Genomic DNA, 19,438 nt, shown 5'->3' on the forward strand with positions numbered 1-19,438 from the left:
AACGCGTGGGCGGAAGATCCGCCCGGTGAATCTGGCAGCGAGGCCACTGGCCTCGCCGCCCTCTACATGTATGGTGTACGTTTCCGTCCTCGATTCAGGCGGTCTGCGTGGTGAACGCCGGCCGGTCGATGTGGCGGCCGGCGCCCTCTTCCGCGCGCAGGTCGCCGCGTTCGAAGACGAGCTTGCCGGCGGCGACGGTATGGGTCGGGATGCCGCGCACGGTGCGGCCTTCGAAGACGTTGAAGCCACCCTTGGCGAACTGGGTTTGACTGGAAATCGTACGGCTGCCGTGCGGATCCCAGACGACGATGTCGGCGTCGGCCCCGACCGCGATCACGCCCTTCCTCGGGTACATGTTGAAGATCTGGGCGGCGTTGGTCGAGGTGACGCGCACGAATTCGGAGGGCGTCAGGATGCCCGCATTCACGCCCGCGTCCCAGACCACGGCCATGCGCTCTTCGACGCCGCCGCAGCCGTTCGGGATGCGCGTAAAGTTATCGGCGCCCGCCGCCTTCTGCTCGGCGCAGAAGGTGCAGTGGTCGGTGGCCGTGGTGTGCAGGTTGCCGCCGCGCAGGCCCTGCCACAGCGCGCCCTGGTGGTGCTTGCTGCGAAACGGCGGGCTCATCACGTGGCCGCGTACAAAATTCTCGTCATCGCTGGCGTACACGCTGTCGTCGATCACCAGGTGGCCCGCCAGCGCCTCGCCGTACACGCGCTGGCCCTTGGCGCGGGCGCGGGCAATCGCTTCCAGCGATTCGGCGCAGGAGACGTGGACGATGTAGACCGGCGTGCCGAGCACGTTGGCGATGGCGATGGCCCGGTTCGCGGCTTCGGCCTCGACCTCCGGCGGACGCGACAGCGGGTGCGCCTTCGCGCCCGTGATGCCGCGCGCCAGCAGCTCCTGCTGCAACTGGAAGACCAGCTCGCCGTTCTCCGCGTGCACGGTCGGAATCGCGCCCAGCTCCAGCGCGCGCCGGAAGCTTTTCACCAGCGTCTCGTCGTCGGCCATGATCGCGTTTTTATAGGCCATGAAGTGCTTGAAGCTGTTCACGCCATGCTCGCGCACCAGGGTGCCCATGTCGGCATGCACCGAGTCGTCCCACCAGGTGACGGCGACGTGGAAGGTGTAGTCGCCTGCGGCTTTGCGCGCCCAGCCGCGCCAGGTGCGGTAGGCGTCCATCAGCGGCTGCTGCGGATCGGGAATCACGAAGTCCATGATGGTGGTCGTGCCGCCGGCCAGGCCGGCCGCGGTGCCGGTGAAGAAATCGTCGGCGGTGACCGTGCCCATGAAGGGCAGCTGCATGTGGGTGTGGGTGTCGATCCCGCCCGGCATGACGTACTGCCCGCCCGCGTCGATGACGGTGGCGTTCGCGGGCGCATCCAGCCCCTCGCCGACGGCCACGATCTTGTCGCCGAAACAAAGCACGTCTCCGCGGAAGGCGCGGTCGGCGTTCACGATGGTGCCGCCGCGGATAATCGTCGTCATGGACACTCCTTGTCAATCAGGTCAAGTAGGGAAATTAGCTGCGGCGCGCACCGCCGGCACCGTGCGGCCCTTCATCATCAGGCCGTACACGATGGCCGCAATGACGACGCCGACGAACCAGGCATAGGTATAGATCGTCTTGAAGGCCTCGCCCACGTTCGGGAAGGCGTTCGGCAACGCCGCGTTCAGGAAGCCCGGCAGGTTCGGCAGCACGCCGGCGGCAAAGGCGACCAGCGCGGCGATGTTCCAGCCGCCGCGGTAGGCATAGACGCTGCGGTCACGGTACAGCTGGTCGACGTCGAGTTCGGTCTTGCGGATGAAGTAGTAGTCGACGATCATGATCCCGGCGATCGGCCCGAGCAGCGCCGAATAGCCGGTCAGCCAGATGAAGATGTAGTTCTGGGTCGTCTCCAGGATCTTCCAGGGCATCATCGCCAGCGCGATGCCGGCCGTGATGTAGCCGCCGACCCGGTAAGAAATGCGTTGCGGCGACAGCGCCGAGAAGTCGTAGGCCGGCCCGACCAGGTTGGCGGCCAGGTTGACGCTGGCGGTGTCGATCAGGAGGATCAGCAAGGCCACCAGCACCGCCACGCCCGTCATGCGGCTGGCGACGTCAACCGGATCCCACAAGGCTTTACCGTAGAGGACGATCGTGGCCGAGGTGACGGTGACCGCCAGCGCCGCCAGCAGCGCCATCGGCAGCGGCAGACCGAGCGACTGGCCGATGACCTGGTCGCGCTGGCTGGTGGCGAAGCGGGTGAAGTCGGGAATGTTCAGCGCCAGCGTGGCCCAGTAGCCGATCATGGCGGTCAGCGAAGGCCAGAACACGCTCCAGAACAGGCCGGCTTTCGCGCCGCCTTCGACGAACTGCGAAGGCTGATCGAGCAGCGGGCCGAAGCCGCCGACCTTGTCATACACCCACCAGAGCAGCACGAAGCAGATCGCGATCTTCAGGGGCGCGGTGTAGGTCTCGAGCTTGCGGATCGATTCCATGCCGTGCACGACGAAATACATCTGGATCGCCCAGAAGGCCAGGAAGCAGGCCAGCTGGCCGGCATTGATGCCCAGGCCGGGGAGATTGTCGCCGCCGATCGGGCTGCCGAGCAGCACGCCCAGCAGCGTGTAGATCATGCTGCCGCCGAACCAGGTCTGGATGCCGTACCAGCCGCAGGCGACGATCGCACGCATCAGGGCCGGCAGGCGGGCGCCGCGGGTGCCGAAGGAAGCGCGCGCCAATACCGCGTAGGGAATGCCGTATTTGGTGCCGGCATGGCCGATCAGGAGCATCGGCAGCAGCACGATCACGTTGGCGAGGAAGACCGTGACCACGGCCTGCCAGGCCGACATGCCGCTTTCGATCAGGCTCGAGGCCAGCATGTAGGCGGGAATGCTGATCACCATGCCGACCCAGAGGGCGGCGAAGTGGTACCAGCGCCAGGTGCGCTGGGCGGCGCTGGTGGGCGCCAGGTCGTGGTTCCAGAGTTCGTTGCTGACGGGGTGTTGCGTCACGTTAGAATTCTCCAAACGGGTCTCTCCAGGCGGGTTACTCGATGCGACCCAGTGTAGCGCAAACGTATGGACGGCTGCGGGCGCTTGGAGCGGCCAGCCGCCCCGAGCGCCCTCGCCGGTTCAGGCCGTTTCGATGACAGCGACCGCTTCCAGCACCGCCGGCGCCGGCGGGATCTCCGCGCGCGGATTGCGCGGATCCTGCGTCCAGTTCATGTACGGCTTGCCGGTTTCCTGCGGCACCATCGCGATGCAGGCCTCGACCGGGCAGGTGATTTCGCACAGGTTGCAGCCGACGCATTCACCCCGGATCACTTCATAGCGGCGCGCGCCGTTCTCCAGCACCAGTTGCGCGATCGCCTGGTGCGAGGTGTCTTCGCAGGCGACGAAGCACTTGCCGCAGCCGATGCACTTGTCCTGGTCGATGTGGGCGATCACCTGGTAGTTCATGTCCAGGTATTTCCAGTCGGTCGTGTTCGGCACGGCCTTGCGCGAGAAAGCGGCGACGTTGGCGTAGCCCTTCTCGTCCATCCAGCGCGACAAGCCGTCCTTCATCTCTTCGACGATGCGGAAGCCGTGCAGCATCGCCGCCGTGCAGACCTGCACCGAGCCGGCGCCGAGGGCGATGAATTCGGCCGCGTCGCGCCAGTTGCCGATGCCGCCGATGCCGGAAATCGGCAGGCCGGCCGTGATCGGATCGCGCGCGATCTCGGCCACCATGTTCAGTGCGATCGGCTTCACCGCCGAACCGCAATAGCCGCCGTGGGTGCTGGCGCCGCCCACCTGCGGGAAAGCGACCATGCGGTCGAGATCGAGATGGGTGATCGAATTGACGGTGTTGATCAGCGAGACCGCATCCGCCCCGCCGGCCAGCGCGGCGCGCGCGGGGGCGCGCACGTCGGTGATGTTCGGCGTGAGTTTCACGATGACGGGCAGGCGCGTGTGCTTCTTGCACCAGCTCGTGACCATCTGCACGTACTCCGGCACCTGGCCGACGGCCGCACCCATGCCGCGCTCGGGCATGCCGTGCGGGCAGCCGAAGTTCAGTTCGATGCCGTCGGCGCCGGTCGCTTCGACCAGCGGCAGGATGGCCGCCCACGGCGCCTCTTCGCAGGGCAGCATCAGCGAGACGATCATCGCGCGATCCGGCCAGGCCTTTTTCACGGCGGTGATTTCACGCAGGTTGATCTCCAGGCTGCGGTCGGTGATCAGCTCGATGTTGTTGAAGCCGATGACTTCGCGGTTCTTGCCGTAATGGGCCGAGTAGCGCGAGGAGACGTTCACGGCCGGCGGATCTTCGCCCAGGGTCTTCCACACCACGCCGCCCCAGCCGGCTTCAAAAGCCCGCACGACGTTGTAGGCCTTGTCGGTCGGCGGCGCCGAAGCGAGCCAGAAGGGGTTGGGGGACTTGATGCCGCAGAAATCGATGCTCAGGTCGGCCATGCTGCCTCCGAAACGATGTCGTTGTGGATCGCCAGCGCGGCCAGCTTGCCGTGCTGGACTGCCTGCACCGTCAGGTCTTGGCCGAGCGCGACGCAGTCGCCGCCGGCATAGATGCCGGGCACTTTCGTGCGCAGCGCACCGTCGACGGCGATGCGTCCGCCGTCCTGCCACAAGTCCTGGGCGACCAGGTCGAATTCGGACGGCGGCGCCATCGCCTGGCCGATGGCCTTGAAGACGGCGTCGGCCGCGATCTCGACGAAGGCGCCGGTACGCGCCAGCCGCCCTTCCTCCATGCGCGTCTCCTCGAAGCGCATGCCGGCCACGCGGCCCGCGTCGTCGAGCAGCACTTCCAGCGGCGAAGCCCAGGTGCGGATGCACACGAAGTTCAGCTTGGCGATCTCGATCTCGTGGGCGGTGGCGCTCATGGCGTCGAAGCCGCGGCGGTAGACCAGGGTCACCTCGTCGGCGCCCAGGCGCTTGATCTGTACGGCCATGTCGATGGCCGTGTTGCCAGCGCCGATCACGATGGCCCGGCGCGGCACCGGCAGCGTCGAGAGATCGTCCGCCTGGCGCAGCGCGGCGATGTAGTCGGTGGCGGCCATCAGGCCGGGCGCATCCTCGCCGGTCAGCCCCAGGCGGCGGCTGGCGCCCAGGCCCAGGCCGAGGAAGACGGCGTCGAAGCGCGCGTGCAGGTCGCGCAGCTGCAGGTTCTCGCCCAGCGCCTGGCCATATTGAATATCGATGCCGCCGATCTGGAGCAGGAAATCGACCTCCTGCTGGGCGAATTCGCCGGGCAGCTTGTACTTGGCGATGCCGTATTCGTTCAGCCCGCCCGCCTTCGGCCTGGCTTCGAACACGACGACATCGTGCCCGAGCATGGCGAGGCGGTGCGCGCAGGCCAGGCCGGCGGGGCCGGCGCCGACGACGGCGATCGTCTTGCCGGTGGCCGGGGCGCGTGTAAACGGATGGCCGGCGAAGCTGGCGTTATCGATTGCATGGCGCTGCAGCAGGCCGATCTTGACGGGCTCGCGCTCGGCGTAGTGGTTGCGCACGCAGGCGCTCTCGCACAGGATCTCGGTCGGGCAGACGCGCGCGCAGCTGCCGCCGAAGATGTTCGCCTTGAGGATGCCGATGGCGGCGCCGTTGATGTTCTGGTCGTGGATGTTGCGGATGAAGCTGGCGACGTCGATGCCGGTGGGGCAAGCCCGCATGCAGGGCGCGTCGTAACAGTAGAGGCAGCGCGCGGCTTCGATGGCCGCCTGGCGGCTGGTGAGCGGCGGCGCCAGGTCGGTGAACTGGGCCGCGAGCGCGCCGTGCGAGTCGGCTGCCGGCGGCAGGTGCTGGAGAGTCTCGATCATGTGCATCCCTGGTTATTGTTGGAGTGCTGGTGTTCGACTGCTTGCTACCCTGCCTTTGTAGGGTGGGCACTTGTGCCCACGCGGTGTTACCTGCCCTTGGCTCGGATGCATCACGACGCATCCGCGTGGGCACGGGGCGCCCACCCTACGACGGTAATTATTTCATCTGCGGGAACGCGAACTCCACGCCGGCGCTCGCCGTATTCGGCCAGCGCTGCATCACCGCCTTGTGGCGCGTGTAGAAGCGCACGCCTTCGGGCCCGTAGGCATGGTGGTCGCCGAACATGCTGCGCTTCCAGCCGCCGAAGCTGTTGAAGGCCATCGGCACCGGCAGCGGCACGTTCACACCGACCATGCCCACCTGGATCTGGCGCACGAATTCGCGCGCCACCCCGCCGTCGCGGGTAAACACCGCGACGCCGTTGCCGTACTCGTTGGCGTTGATCAGCTCGACCGCGCTGCCCACGTCCGGCAGGCGCACGACGCACAGCACCGGGCCGAAGATCTCTTCCTGGTAGATGCTCATCTCGGGTTTCACGTGATCGAACAGGGTGCCGCCCACGAAGAAGCCGTTCTCGTAACCCGCTACCTTGTGGCCGCGGCCGTCCACCACCAGCGTCGCGCCCTGCTCCACGCCTTCGCCGATCAGGCGCTCGATGCGCTGGCGCGCCGCCTGCGTCACGACCGGGCCCATCTCCGCGCCCTGGCTCAGGCCTTCGCCGATCTTGAGGTTTCTGGTGCGCTCGGCCAGCGTGGCGACCAGCTTGTCGCCGGCGTCGCCGACCGCGACTACCACCGAGATCGCCATGCAGCGTTCGCCGGCCGAGCCGTAGGCGGCCCCGATCAGGGCGTCGACAGCCATCTCCATGTCGGCGTCGGGCATGACGACCATGTGGTTCTTGGCGCCGCCCAGGGCCTGCACGCGCTTGCCGTTGGCGCTCCCGCGGGCGTAGATGTATTCGGCGATCGGGGTCGAGCCGACGAAGCTGATGGCCTGCACGTCGCGGTTGTCGAGCAGCGCGTCGACGGCAAGCTTGTCGCCCTGCACCACGTTGAAGACACCGTCCGGCAGACCGGCTTCCTTGAGCAGGCGCGCATGCAGCAGCGAGGGCGACGGGTCGCGTTCCGACGGTTTCAGCACGAAGGTGTTGCCGCAGGCGAGCGCCACCGGGAACATCCACATCGGCACCATCACCGGGAAATTGAACGGCGTGATGCCGGCCACCACGCCCAGCGGCTGGCGCATCGACCAGGCGTCGATGCCGCGCGCGATCTGGTCGGTGAATTCGCCCTTCAGCAAATGCGGAATGCCGCAGGCGAATTCGACGACTTCGATGCCGCGCGCGACTTCGCCTTGCGCGTCGCTGAAGGTCTTGCCGTGCTCGCGCGTGATCATGGCCGCGAATTCGTCGGTGTGCTGCTGGCACAGCTGCAGGTATTTGAAGAGGATGCGTGCACGCGCCAGCGGCGGCGTGGCCGACCAGGCCGGGAAGGCGGCCTGCGCGGCGAAGACGGCGGCGTTGACTTCGTCCACGCTCGCCAGCGTCACCTTCGCGCAGGGCTCGCCCAGGGCCGGATTGAACACGTCGGCATAGCGCTCGCCCGCCGTGTCGACGACTTGGCCGCCGATGAAGTGGCCAATGATTTCAAGTTGATTCATGTGTGTCTCTTCTAGTCCAGGTTCTTCAATACGTTGGCCAGCTTGCCGAACAATTCGTCGATATGCTGTTTTTCGAGGATGAGGGGCGGCGACAGCGCGATGATGTCGCCCGTCGTGCGGATCAGGATGCCGTCGGCGAAGGCTTTTTTCAGGGCCTGGTAGGCGCGCGCGCCCGGCTTGCCGGGAATCGGTTCGAGCTCGATGCCCGCGATCAGGCCGATGGTGCGCAGGTCGATCACATGCGGCAGCCCCTTCAAGGCATGCACCGCGTCTTCCCAGTAGGCCTGGATGCCCCTGGCGTGTTCGAGCACCTGCTGCTCGCGGAACACCTCGAGCGTTGCCAGCGCCGCGGCGCAGGCGACCGGGTGGCCCGAGTAGGTGTAGCCATGGAACAGCTCGATGCCGGCCGGCGCCTCCATGAAAGCGTCGTGAATGAACTTCTTGCTGAACACCGCGCCCATCGGAATCACGCCGTTGGTCAGCCCCTTGGCGGTCGTCATCATGTCCGGCTCGACCTCGAAATAGTCGGCGGCGAAGGGCGTCGTCAGGCGTCCGAAGCCGGTGATGACTTCGTCGAAAATGAGCAGGATGCCGTGCTTGGTGCAGATCTCGCGCAGGCGCTTCAGGTAGCCTTTCGGCGGTACCAGCACGCCGGTGGAACCGGAGACCGGCTCGATGATGACGGCGGCGATGGTCGAGGCGTCGTGCAGCGCGACCAGGCGTTCGAGTTCGTCCGCCAGCTCGACGCCGAAGTCCGGCTCGCCGCGCGAAAAAGCGTTCTTGAGCAGGTTATGCGTGTGCGGCAAGTGGTCGACGCCAGTGAGCAGCGGACCGAAATGCTTGCGGTTGGGCCCGATGCCGCCGACCGACAAACCGCCGAAGCCGACCCCGTGATAGCCGCGCTCGCGTCCTATCAGGCGGGTGCGCCCCCCCTCGCCGCGCGCCTTGTAGTAGGCCAGCGCGATTTTCAGGGCGGTGTCGACCGCCTCGGAACCAGAGTTGGTGTAGAAGACGTGGCCGAATTTGTGGTTCGTGTAGTCCATCAGCCGCTCGGCCAGGTCGAATGCCGCCGGATGGCCCATCTGGAAGGTCGGCGCGAAATCGAGCTGTTTGACCATCTCGCTGACCGCACTGACGATCTTCGGTTGGGCGTGGCCGCAAGGCACGCACCACAGGCCGGCGGTGCCGTCGAGGATCTGGTTGCCGTCCACATCCTTGTAGTACATGCCTTCGGCCGACGCCAGCAGGCGCGGATTGGCCTTGAAGTCGCGGTTGTTCGTGAAAGGCATCCAGAAGGCGGACATCGATTCTGGTCTGGACTCGTTCATGCAGGCTCTCCCTAGTTTGCGGCCAATTTCTGGTTTGAATGGCAAAACGATGAGGCAATGATAACAATGTGCGCGCCCGCGTCCCGAATGTAAAGCCGGGGCGCCCGCGCAGTTGCCGGACTGGGCCGGGCGCGTTGCAAAAATGCAAAAAAACCTGCCGATCCGGTAATATAAACGGACGCCGTGATGCCGTCATATCAATTCGAATATAGACGAACTCAATGAGACGAACTCAACACGATGAACTCAACGGCCGGTCTGCGGCGGCAAAACGAGCATGCTAAATCAGCCGGCATGCCGCCAGTATGAGAATGCCAACGCCTTTGATCTAACGCAAACTCAGCCATCGCGGGTAAGGGATCGTGATGCTGATGGAGAACTGCCATGCCCGACACCTTGCCGCCCGTCCTGAATACCGCCCGCCTGCGCCTGCGCGCCTTTACGCAGGACGACGCCGCCGCGCTGTTCCGCGTGTTCTCGGACGAAGAGGTCGTGCGCTTCTGGTCGAACGGCGCCTGGACAGATATGGCCCAGGCCGGCAAGATGATCGAGGAAACCCTGCAGGCCTACCGCGAAGGCGGCCTGAGCCGCTACGCGATCGCCCTCGCCGAGACCGACGAGCTGATCGGCATCTGCAACCTGCGCGGCTTTTTCGAACAGAACCGCCGTTGCGAACTCGGCTATGCGCTGGGCAGCGCCCACTGGGGCCGCGGCTATGCCTTCGAGGCGCTGGAGGCCCTGCTCGGCCACGCCTTCTCGGCGCTCGACATGAACCGCATCGAGGCCGACATCGATCCCCGCAACGAGGCCTCGGCGCGCTTGCTGGAGCGGCTGGGCTTCCGCTTCGAGGGCACCATGCCGGAACGCTGGTTCGTCCATGGAGAATTCGCCGATACCGCCTTCTACGGCTTGCTGCGGCGCTACTGGAACGAGCGCCTGCTGTCCCGTTCGTCGGTCGACGCTGCCGGTTAGCCCATGAAAATGGCGCTTCGTCGGACAGGCCTCGCCGGGCTATTCCGGCAGCGTTAAAGTGTCTCCATCGACTTCAACACAAGGAGCACACTCATGAAAACGACGACCTTCCGATCCTTCGCCGCCGAACTCGAAGATGCCGCCGAACGCGGCATGCGCGTTCTGCGTGGCGGCCTGCGCACCTTCTCGGCCCTGCCCTGGCCGGCGCTGCTGCTGGCGGCGATCCTGACCGCCTGCGCGATCGCCGTCATACCGACCGCCCTGGTGCTGTTCGCGATCTTCCTCGCGATCAAGTACGCGGTGCTGGCCATCAACGGCGATAAGACCACGCCACTCGAGGACTGAACCATGCAAGCCAGCCAGATCAACCGGGCCCTCGATCTCATGCGCGAAACCTTCATCGAAGTGAGCAAGGTATGGTGGGCGTTTTTCGACTGGGTCGCGGTGGTCGACTGGCGCAAGCTCGCCGTCACCTGGCTGCTTGCCTTTGTCTTCTTCGGGATGATGAACACGCCCGAGCCGGCGGTCTGGTACTTCTTCCTGTCGTTCGGCATCAAGGTGCTGGCCGGCGGCAAGCGCCGCGCCGAACTGGTGGCGAAGGACGCGACCCTGAAGGCCGAGGTCGCCACGCTAGAGCGGCGCTTGACCGAAGCGCAGATGGCGGCCCTGCAGGCCCAGGTCGAGCCGCACTTCCTGTTCAATACCCTGGCCCTGATCGGCCGCCTGATCGAGACCGACCCGCCGGAAGCGGCCAAGGTGCACGCCCATCTGATTTCCTACCTCCGTTCGAGCCTGCCGCAGATGCGCTCGAGCGGCGGCGCCACCCTTGGCAAGCAGCTGGAACTGTCGCGCGCCTATCTCGCCATCATGCAGGCGCGCATGAAGGAACGGCTCCAGGTACGTTTCGAGGTGCCCGATTTCCTCGGCAGCGCGCCCTTCCCGCCGATGATGCTGCAGACCCTGATCGAGAACGCCATCAAGCACGGGCTGGAGCCGAAGATCGAGGGCGGTACGATTACGGTGCGGGCCCGGGTCGATGGCGCGATCCTGGTGGTGGACGTGTGCGACGATGGCATCGGCATCGACCTGCATGCGGACGACGGCGTTGGGCTGGCCAATATCCGCGAGCGCCTGCAGCTGCTGTACGGCACCCGCGCCGAACTCGTGATCGAAGCGCCTCCCGGCGGCGGCGCCTGCGCCTCGGTGCGCATTCCATACCAGATGATGGAGGGAGCATGAGCAACATGACCGGGCGTGTCACCGCCCTGATCGCCGACGACGAAGCAGCCATGCGCGAACAATTGCACGCGCGCCTGCTGGAAGTCTGGCCCGACCTCGAAATCGTCGCCCTCGCCTCGAACGGCATCGAAGCGGTGGAGCTGGCCGCACGCCACCAGCCGCAGATCGCCTTCCTCGACATCCGCATGCCCGGCATGGGGGGCATCGAAGCGGCGCGCCAGCTGTACGACCGCTGCCACATCGTCTTCGCCACTGCCTACGACCAGTACGCGGTCGACGCCTTCGAGCACGGCGCCATCGACTACCTGTTGAAACCCGTCACCAGCGAACGTCTGGCCACCACCTGCGAGCGCCTGCGCCGGCGCATGGAACAAGCGCCGCAGGACATCGGCGCCCAGCTCGCGCAACTCGGCAGCATGCTGCAGCAAGGCGCGCCGCCGAAGCGCTCCTACCTGCGCTGGATCCAGGCGCAAGTGGGCGGCAGCCTGCGCATGGTGAGCACGCGCGAAATCCTGTTTTTCCAGTCAGACGAAAAATATACGCGGGTGCAGACGGCCACCGCCGAACTTCTCATCCGTAAAACGCTCAAAGAACTGGCCGACGAACTCGATCCCGACGAGTTCTGGCGCATCCACCGCTCGACCCTGGTGCGGGTGGACGCGATCGCTGAAGTGACGCGCGACCTGCGCGGCCGGCAGATGCTAAAGGTGCGCAACTATCCGCAGGAGCTGGAAGTGAGCCGGAACCATTCGCACCTGTTCCAGCAGATGTGATGCCGGCCGCGCGGGTGCATGCGTTCTTGATCCACCCTCGAAAGGAGCTGGCATGTCACGCGCAGTGCATTTCGAAATCCACGCAAACGATCCGCAGCAGCTGATCGATTTTTATATTGGCCTGTTCGGCTGGACGTTTACCAAATTCCCGACGGGCGAGTACTGGATGATCCACACCGGGCCGGACAGCCAGCCCGGCATCAACGGCGGCCTGGTGCCGCGCCCCGGGCCGGCACCAGGGCCGATGGCGTCGCCGAATGCGTTCGTGATCACCGTGGATGTCGAGGATCTGGATGCGTCGCTGGCGAAGGCGCAGGGCGGCGGGGGTGTGCTCTGTGTGCCGAAGGTGGCGATTCCTGGGGTTGGGTGGCTGGCTTATTTCAAGGATCCGGATGGGAATATCTTTGGGATGATGGAGATGGATGCTAGCGCGGCTTGACAGGACGGCAACGGGGTTTATTGACCAGATCCACGTAAACATCTTTACCCGTCATTTTTTTTATTCTCGTTGGATATAGATAAAATATTAGGAAGCCTCTGACCGCAAAACCGATACCCATCCAACTGACGGGCAACATTGCAACCAATAGGAAAATATGCACAAACGGGAGTCCTATAAGAGTGCGTACAGAACTCATCAAAGGAATCATCGCGATACCAACGACAATGAAAAACGCAAAATAGCGATCTTGCGGCATCTGAGAAAATTTAAAGTATTTTTCCAGAAGAAATTCATCGCCCCGCCGCATATAATAGACCGCGTCTGATTCCTCTTCGTAGATTGAAGCCCGAAGGATCGCATCGCTAAAAGCGCGCGCATATAAAAGAGTAAATTTTCTACACCAAAAAAAATGGCTGACACCATAAACCAATAAAGTAATTCCCCTTATCCAATAAGGCGCATGGCTATATAACACCACAGCCAAGCAAGGCACGATTCCGAGATATGACACACTAGCGAAAGATAAAAAAGGAATACCATAATGCTTCGCTTTCCACCCCCACCTGAAAATTAGAGAAGCCAACGCCAGTAGCGCTGACATTCCAAAGATTATAAAGATTACAAATAAAATAAGATTCTCGCTAATTGGAATGTTCGGTGCGGCGCCGTCGGCCAAGGGGATACTCAGAAGAGTTAAAGCAAATGAAGTGACAACACTTATGCCCGCCAATTTGGAGGGCCGCAATATGTCCGGATTGAGATTATCAAGGTTTCTCAAAATACTGCCTCCTCATAATTCCACAACAGCTTTTTCTTGAGATAACTCCAATGGTAGTGAACGCTCTGCCGCATATGTTCTGCTAAGACTGCGGCCAAACCATCGTTATGTGACTCCCCCATTACCATCTTTCCCAGTTTTTTGTCCAAGTAGTCAGTGCCATAGCTCACCGCTACCCCTACACCGATAGTCAAAGCTCCGACTGCTACAACTGACATACTCGCGCCAAACACCAACATTATTAATAGCACTAAGCACGTTACTATAACTACTGTAACAGCAGCGCTGAATATTGACTTGACGATGGTTGTCAGTAACGATGCGGCCAAGTCGTAACCGTCCTTGGAAACATCGTCCTGCCATTCGGCCATTGCGCTAGCGCTCCCAAAAATAAAACTTATAAGAGCATTTCCTTTAAATGTTCCCACTACCCCTGCAGCAGTAGCTTTAAACGCGCTGTTTGCTTTGCCTGCGCCTCCAAAAATACTCATTATCCGGTCATGTCCTGGGCCAAATCCTCCTGGGCCGAAAACTAAATTAGATTTACTATAGCCTGAGAAATAATATCGAATTTTGCCATTTACACGATGAATTTTTGCTTTTACAAACCGGAAACCAGTATGTGTCTTGCTGTCCAAGCTAGCTCTCAGCCATTTCCAATTATCGCCAACGTATGCAGATACGCCGGCCAGTTGCCCCAACAGCCAGTTACGCGTTGCTATATTATTTGGATCTAGCTCCGCCAATCCAGAATCCCCGCCGCCTTTTTTCAGGAGATTCCACACCTCAGCGGGAATTCCATCCGATGTACCCTCTACAACAAACCAAATTGCAAACCTCATCAATTGGCGCAGCCATAGGCTCCATATTCTTAAGGGAGGCGCGAGCCTGTAGTGTTTTCAATTCATTAATCGTATTTTTCATGCGCTGTTCGGATGACTGAGAAGGGCTACCTAGGGTAATAATGATCGGAACCGGCTTGGTCTTTGGATCATCGTTATATTGCTGAGCGTCGAGCTTCCCCGGCTCGAACTTTAAGACTATCTTTCCTGCTGATTTCAAAACAAATTCGCCTTTAAAATCACGGGCAATCCAAAGGTGCAGTTTATCCCCATCAGCGAAAGAAACACGTCCCTCGCCCTTACCACGGATTAGCTTTTTTTCATCAGCGTTGTAGAAGTCGGAACCCGCTGACTCGACCGTATACGTTCGATTCTGTGTAAGTCTCAGGTCAAAAATGACGTCGCGATGTTTTCGCAGGATCACCTGAACGTTTTCGCTTGAGCGCCAGCACTGCACTTGCTCACCGGGTAGATCGATACAAAGTTTCTGTTGTGTCGTGGGAGTTTTTTGTTTTGGTTTCGCCGAAGCCATGAATTCTCCTTTTATTTACGTCTCGGTTGCTTCGAACGGAAGGATCCCATTGGAACGCTCTTGAGAATTGTCTTCCCGCTGCCGTCGAGTGTTATTTTCTTTTCGACGCCCCCTGAAAATGAAATTTCGATCGGCTCATCCGTAAGCGCGTTCCCATCTGCATCCACATATTCGATTTCCAGATCGCGCTTGATGTTGAGCTCGGAAATTTTCATCGCGATGTCAAGGTTTGGAGCACTGACCGGCCCCGCCAATTCCTCCGCACTCGCCTTGAACTCCACCTTCCCCGGCGCATGCACCTCGATATTCCCGCCCTCCAGCTTGATATACGCCCCCTGCGCCGTCAGCAGCACATGCTTCTTCGGCGCCGAGACCGCGACCGTCTTCGTCACGCTGGCGACGGTGACCGTCTTGTCCGCAATTAGCGAGCTCGTGCCCGACTGGCTTTGGCTGCTGAGCTTGCCGGTAGCCGCGTGGAACTTGATGCCGGTTTCCTGGTTTGGTTTTGTCTTGTTGCTGGCTTTGCCGTAGGTGAAAAGACCGATACCGCTGGCGACCGCCATTGCCGCGCTGGCTTGTGAGACGAGGTTGATGTCCTGGCCGGCGACGATGCTGGTGCTTGTGCCTGCGGCGAGAAGCGCATCGGCCGGAGTGGTGGCGACGATGCCTGCGGGACTCGACAACTGGAGCTGGGGCTCCGCATAGGCGGTCGCGTTCGTGTCGGCCTCCTCGAGCACCTTGACGCTGTGCGTCATCCCCTTTGCTGCCGGAAGCTCGGCCGGCTCGGACTCGTCTTTCAGCTTTGCATTGTGCTTTTGGGCCTGCGTCGGCAGACTGGTTTGCAACTGCACGCTCTCCTCGATCTGCGCCACCGCTTCGCGCGCATCGAGCTGGTGGCCGGTGCCGCCATTGCGCTTGTCGGAGGACAGGAGCAGCCCCTGCCCCGCCCGCAGTGCCGCGCTGTGGGCGGTTTTCAATTCGGCGCCGAAGCCGCCCGTGCCCAAGAGCGCGTTATCGCTCTGGTGCCGCAGCTGGCCCAGGTTCAGTTCGGCCGTACCGTCGTGCGCTTTCGCGTGCCGCTGCAGGGCAAGGCGCGATTGGCCAGGGCTGTCGTCGAACACCAGTTGGCTGTAGGCGCCGCTGCCGTCCTGGCTCGATTGCATGGCCTGGCTCTTGATCCCGGATAGCACGGCCGGATGCGCGTGTCCGGTGCTCTCGCCAGGAAACCAGGGCGATGCGTTGCCGGTCGCGGCGCCGGCGCCGTGTCCAACTCCGTTGTGCTGGGCATCTGGCTGCCCGCGGCCGTTGTAGAGGCTGCCGATGACGACCGGGCGGTCGATGTCGCCGTCCAGGAAATCGACCAGCACTTCCTGGCCGACACGCGGCAGCAGGTTGCTGCCCCAGTTCGCGCCGGCGAGCGGCGTCGCCACCCGTACCCAGGTGCCGGCCGTGTCGTCGCCGGGCGCACCGGTATGCCCGCCGGGATAAGGATGGTTCATACGGCTATGACTGGCAGCGCCGCGCTGCCAGTGAAACTGTACTTTGATCCGGTGATCGCGATCGGTGTGGATGACGGCGCCTGCCGGGCCGACGACGATCGCCGTCTGCTGGCCGTGTACGGTCGGACGCGGATGCAGAAGGCGACCATGTTCATCGGCCCCGCTGCTGCGATAAGGGGTTCTAGCGGAAATGGCGTCGATGCGATTACGGTACAGCGGCCGATCCTCGTTCGGCGAGCGCAAGGTGCGCAGGGCGGCATCGTTCTCAGCAGCCAGCGCGACAGTGCCCTTGCCCAGCAGCTTGGCTACGCTACCGAGGACGTCGGCGCTCAGGTTGTTATGCATCAGGTGTACCACACGGACGATCGCGAACGTGCGCGCATCGTCGTTGTCCAACTCATCGAATACCGTATGGCCGTGCAGGGTGAACGTGGTGCCGGGCGCGAAGCTGCGCACCGTGCCGGCGGCCGTGTGGACGTGCTGCGCCGCTTCCAATGCTTCGAGCTGGTTACGGGCGATACGTTCGGCGTGTGCGCGCGTCGGCCAGGCGTAGACGCCCGGCGCGTCGCGGCTGCTCAACATGGGGGCGTCGGAATATGGCGCCGCCATGCCGGCCTGGCGCTGCCGCACGGTGCGGTAGTCCCAGCTGCCGAGTTCAATTGCACCCGTCGACAGGCGCGATTCCAGGCGCCAGCGGTCGATGCTGTCGGCTTTCATGACGGCGCCCGGCTGCGTGAATTCGACGTGGGCTTGCGTGTTCGGTGTGAAAGCGCCGTTGTGGTCGCCGATGACCAGCGTGTGGCTGCCCAGCAATGGGCCGTCCGATTCGCCGCTGTGTTCGAAAAAGTGGAACAGGCCTTCCTCGTGCATCAGACGCTCGGCGAAGGCCAGGTCGCTTTCCTGGTATTGCGTCGTCAGGCTGCGTTTCGGGTACACGCTGCGGTCGGCGAGCGCGAAGCGCCAGCTTGGCACCAGCGTACCGCGGCCGGCATAGCTGCGGAACACGGCATCGAGGATGTCGGGCACCGTCATGTCCTGGAAGACGCGGCTATCGCGGCCAAGTGCGAGGAAGCGCGTCCAGGGTTCGAGCGTCAGCACGTAGCGGGCGAAGCCGCCGTTCGCGCCCGTCATCTCGGCGGCAGTGATGTGGCCGTGGAAGGGCCGCGGCGTGTCGTAACTGGTGGCGGTCAGCAATTGCAGCAGTGCCGGCTGGCCGAGCAGTCGTTTTAGAGGCAGGTGCGCATCCATCGACAAGGCGTCGATCCGGAACGAGAAGCCGGCACTGAGGCCCTCCTCGCCGCGCACGCATTCCGCCAGCAAGTCGCCCCCGGCGGGCGTCGTCAGCCAGATCAGCCTTGTGTCCTGGGTAAAACGCTTGAACGACGCGAGCAGGCTGGCGGCGTCGAGTTGCTCCGGCATTGATCTCTCCCATGAACGCGGCAAAAGTCGGGCGGCGGCGCGGTCGGTCATGCGCGCGCGCAACTGAACCCAGCGATTACACGTCGAGATGCCCCCTTTGCTGTTGAGCAGGATCAGGCCGCTTGCTGCCGAGCACGCGATGCGCCATTAACGCCACATTGCATTCGGGAAGTAGGAAAGTTCGATTCGGACTGCTCCGATTTACAAAATAAAAAGCGCCGCGACGGTCGACCCGTGGCAGCGCTTTCGATGTCCGGCAAATCCGGAACGCAGGACTTATTTGCTCCTTATTTGTTCAGATCCCAGCTCCCGAATGCGTTCGGCAGTTGCGCCGCCGCCGTCGTCTCGAGGATGTCGCCCTTCAGGTTGGTCAGGACGACCGGCAACTCGTTGCCGCCCAGTTCCAGGACGACCTGGCGGCAGGCGCCGCAAGGGGCGATCGGGCCGTCGGTCTGGCCGATCACGGCCAGGGCCGTGAAGTCGCCCGGCTTGTAGCCGTGGGCGAGCGCGCTGAAAAAGGCGGTGCGCTCGGCGCAATTGGTTAGGCCGTAGGAGGCGTTCTCGATGTTACAGCCGTGGAAGATGCGGCCGTCCTTGCATTCGAGGGCGGCGCCGACCTGGAATTTCGAGTAAGGCACATAGGCCAGCTCGCGTGCGGCGCGGGCTTCGTCGATCAGTTTTTCGTATTTCATGCTCGTTCCTTATGCTGGACGAATGGTACGGTGGATCATCGGCGCGGCAACTGCCTTCTCGGCGCTGATCTGGTAAGCAGCCTGCACTTGGCGCACGGCCTGCTCGGCCGCTTCCTGGGTGCGCGCATGCACCATGGCCAGGGGCTGGCCGACGGCGATCGCGTCGCCCAGTTCGACCAGGCCGGTCAGTCCCACGGCGAAGTCGATCGCATCCTGCGGGCGCACGCGGCCGCCGCCCAGGGCGACGACTGCCAGGCCGAGGCCGCGGGTGTCGACGGCGCTGGCGTAGCCGGCCTGCAGGCTCGGCACCGGCACGATGACGGGCGCCGTTTCCAGGTAGGCGTCCGGCTTGTCCATCAGGTCGGCCGGGCCGCCCAATGCGCTCACCATGCGTGCGAAGCGTTCGGCCGCCTCGCCCGAGTCGAGCGCCGCCTGCAGCTTGGCGCGCGCTTCGCCATCGTTCGTTGCAAGGCCCGAGATGACGAGCATTTCGGCGCACAGCGCCATCGTCACTTCGTGCAGACGTGCCGGACGCGCTTTGCCGGTCAGGTAGTCGATCGCGACGCGCACTTCGACCGCGTTGCCGGCGGCGTGGCAGAGCGACTCGTCCATGCCGGTGAGGATGGCCGAGGTGCGGGTGCCGGCGCCGTTGCCGACGCTGACGATGCTCTCGGCCAGTTCGACCGATTTTTCATAGGTCGGCATGAAGGCGCCGTTACCCACCTTCACGTCCATCACCAGCGCGTCCAGGCCGGCCGACAGCTTCTTCGACAGGATCGAGCCGGTGATCATCGCCACCGATTCGACGGTCGCCGTCGTGTCGCGGATGCTGTAGAAGCGTTTGTCCGCTGGCGCCAGTTGCGCGGTCTGGCCGATGATGGCCACGCCCACATCCTTGACGACGGTGCGGAACAGTTCAGGATCAGGGACGGTGCTGTAGCCCGGGATCGAATCGAATTTATCGAGCGTGCCGCCGGTGTGACCGAGGCCGCGGCCCGAGATCATCGGCACGAAGCCGCCGCAGGCCGCGATCATCGGCCCGAGCATCAGCGAGACCACGTCGCCGACGCCGCCGGTCGAGTGCTTGTCGACCACGGGGCCGGGCAGGTTCATCGATTTCCATTCCAGCACCTGGCCGGAATCGCGCATCGCCAGCGTGAAGGCGACGCGTTCGTCCATCGTCATGTCGTTGAAGTAGACGGCCATGGCGAGGGCCGCGATCTGGCCTTCGGTGACTTCACCGCCGGGGATGCCGCGGACAAAAAACTTGATTTCTTCGGCGCTGAGGATGCCGCCGTCGCGCTTTTTGCGGATGATTTCTTGGGGGAGGAACATGATGCTTTCGCCTCTCAATGTTGTTCAGTGTTGGACGCGACCGTATCGGTCACGCCGAAAACGACGTAGGGTGGGTGCCCCGTGCCCACGCGGTGATCGTTAACGTATGTCGGCCCCAGCACGAAACCGGAGCC

At 63.2% G+C, this 19,438-nt stretch carries 17 protein-coding genes; 5 read left to right on the plus strand and 12 right to left on the minus strand.

All coding sequences use genetic code 11. The annotated features are described in order from the left end of the window. Nucleotides 1-94: 94 nt before the first annotated feature. The 6 genes from hydA to ASF77_RS09370 form a co-directional block, all read right to left on the minus strand. On the minus strand, nt 95-1,486 hold the full coding sequence (hydA, locus tag ASF77_RS09345) for a dihydropyrimidinase (RefSeq protein ID WP_056338108.1): 1,392 nt from the start codon (nt 1,484-1,486) through the stop codon (nt 95-97). A 21-nt stretch (nt 1,487-1,507) separates the two neighbouring features. Next, nucleotides 1,508-2,995 (minus strand): NCS1 family nucleobase:cation symporter-1, encoded by a 1,488-nt coding sequence (locus tag ASF77_RS09350; RefSeq protein ID WP_056338112.1) that lies wholly within the window; start codon nt 2,993-2,995, stop codon nt 1,508-1,510. 120 nt (nt 2,996-3,115) lie between these two features. Further along, a complete protein-coding gene (gene preA, locus ASF77_RS09355; RefSeq protein WP_056338113.1) occupies nt 3,116-4,435 on the minus strand; it encodes an NAD-dependent dihydropyrimidine dehydrogenase subunit PreA in 1,320 nt (439 codons plus the stop codon). Beyond that, entirely contained in the window at nt 4,423-5,793 is a 1,371-nt protein-coding gene (locus ASF77_RS09360) for an NAD(P)-dependent oxidoreductase (protein ID WP_056339017.1), read from the minus strand. Before ASF77_RS09360 ends, preA begins: the two co-directional genes overlap by 13 nt. Before the next feature lie 157 nt (nt 5,794-5,950). Next, nucleotides 5,951-7,453: a CoA-acylating methylmalonate-semialdehyde dehydrogenase gene (locus ASF77_RS09365; RefSeq protein WP_056338115.1), complete on the minus strand. Its 1,503-nt coding sequence runs from the start codon at nt 7,451-7,453 to the stop codon at nt 5,951-5,953. Nucleotides 7,454-7,464: 11 nt separating this feature from the next. After that, nucleotides 7,465-8,781: an aspartate aminotransferase family protein gene (locus tag ASF77_RS09370; RefSeq protein WP_056338117.1), complete on the minus strand. Its 1,317-nt coding sequence runs from the start codon at nt 8,779-8,781 to the stop codon at nt 7,465-7,467. 384 nt (nt 8,782-9,165) lie between these two features. On the opposite strand from ASF77_RS09370, the gene ASF77_RS09375 reads away from it, so the two are divergent. The 5 genes from ASF77_RS09375 (at nt 9,166) to ASF77_RS09395 (ending at nt 12,204) form a co-directional block, all read left to right on the plus strand. Beyond that, on the plus strand, nt 9,166-9,753 hold the full coding sequence (locus ASF77_RS09375) for a GNAT family N-acetyltransferase (RefSeq protein WP_056338122.1): 588 nt from the start codon (nt 9,166-9,168) through the stop codon (nt 9,751-9,753). 93 nt (nt 9,754-9,846) lie between these two features. Beyond that, the gene (locus ASF77_RS09380) at nt 9,847-10,098 is read left to right on the plus strand and encodes a hypothetical protein (protein ID WP_056338126.1); all 252 of its coding nucleotides are present in this window, start codon (nt 9,847-9,849) and stop codon (nt 10,096-10,098) included. A 3-nt stretch (nt 10,099-10,101) separates the two neighbouring features. Then, nucleotides 10,102-10,992, plus strand: coding sequence for a sensor histidine kinase (locus ASF77_RS09385; RefSeq protein ID WP_056338128.1), 891 nt, complete (start codon nt 10,102-10,104; stop codon nt 10,990-10,992). After that, nucleotides 10,989-11,765, plus strand: a complete 777-nt coding sequence (locus ASF77_RS09390; RefSeq protein WP_056338131.1) for a LytTR family DNA-binding domain-containing protein — start codon at nt 10,989-10,991, stop codon at nt 11,763-11,765. Before ASF77_RS09385 ends, ASF77_RS09390 begins: the two co-directional genes overlap by 4 nt. Nucleotides 11,766-11,817: 52 nt before the next feature. Beyond that, entirely contained in the window at nt 11,818-12,204 is a 387-nt protein-coding gene (locus ASF77_RS09395) for a VOC family protein (protein WP_056338134.1), read from the plus strand. Here ASF77_RS09395 and ASF77_RS24205 read toward each other — a convergent pair. From ASF77_RS24205 to deoA, 6 genes are all read right to left on the minus strand, one after another. Next, nucleotides 12,191-12,985 carry a hypothetical protein gene (locus ASF77_RS24205; protein ID WP_156648820.1) on the minus strand — a complete coding sequence of 265 codons (795 nt, stop codon included), beginning with the start codon at nt 12,983-12,985 and terminating at the stop codon, nt 12,191-12,193. The two genes, ASF77_RS09395 and ASF77_RS24205, sit on opposite strands and share 14 nt — an antisense overlap. Further along, nucleotides 12,982-13,770, minus strand: a complete 789-nt coding sequence (locus tag ASF77_RS24210) for a hypothetical protein (protein WP_156648821.1) — start codon at nt 13,768-13,770, stop codon at nt 12,982-12,984. Before ASF77_RS24210 ends, ASF77_RS24205 begins: the two co-directional genes overlap by 4 nt. 1 nt (nt 13,771) lies before the next feature. Continuing rightward, nucleotides 13,772-14,359 carry a hypothetical protein gene (locus ASF77_RS24215; protein ID WP_156648822.1) on the minus strand — a complete coding sequence of 196 codons (588 nt, stop codon included), beginning with the start codon at nt 14,357-14,359 and terminating at the stop codon, nt 13,772-13,774. Nucleotides 14,360-14,370: 11 nt separating this feature from the next. Then, the gene (locus ASF77_RS09405; protein ID WP_056338141.1) at nt 14,371-17,277 is read right to left on the minus strand and encodes a type VI secretion system Vgr family protein; all 2,907 of its coding nucleotides are present in this window, start codon (nt 17,275-17,277) and stop codon (nt 14,371-14,373) included. 287 nt (nt 17,278-17,564) lie between these two features. Then, nucleotides 17,565-17,969, minus strand: a complete 405-nt coding sequence (locus ASF77_RS09410) for a cytidine deaminase (RefSeq protein ID WP_056338144.1) — start codon at nt 17,967-17,969, stop codon at nt 17,565-17,567. 9 nt (nt 17,970-17,978) lie between these two features. Beyond that, nucleotides 17,979-19,304, minus strand: coding sequence for a thymidine phosphorylase (deoA, locus tag ASF77_RS09415; protein WP_056338147.1), 1,326 nt, complete (start codon nt 19,302-19,304; stop codon nt 17,979-17,981). Between the last annotated feature and the right edge of the window lie 134 nt (nt 19,305-19,438).

The organism is Massilia sp. Leaf139, assembly GCF_001424165.1.
In the GTDB taxonomy this organism is placed as follows: domain Bacteria; phylum Pseudomonadota; class Gammaproteobacteria; order Burkholderiales; family Burkholderiaceae_D; genus Telluria.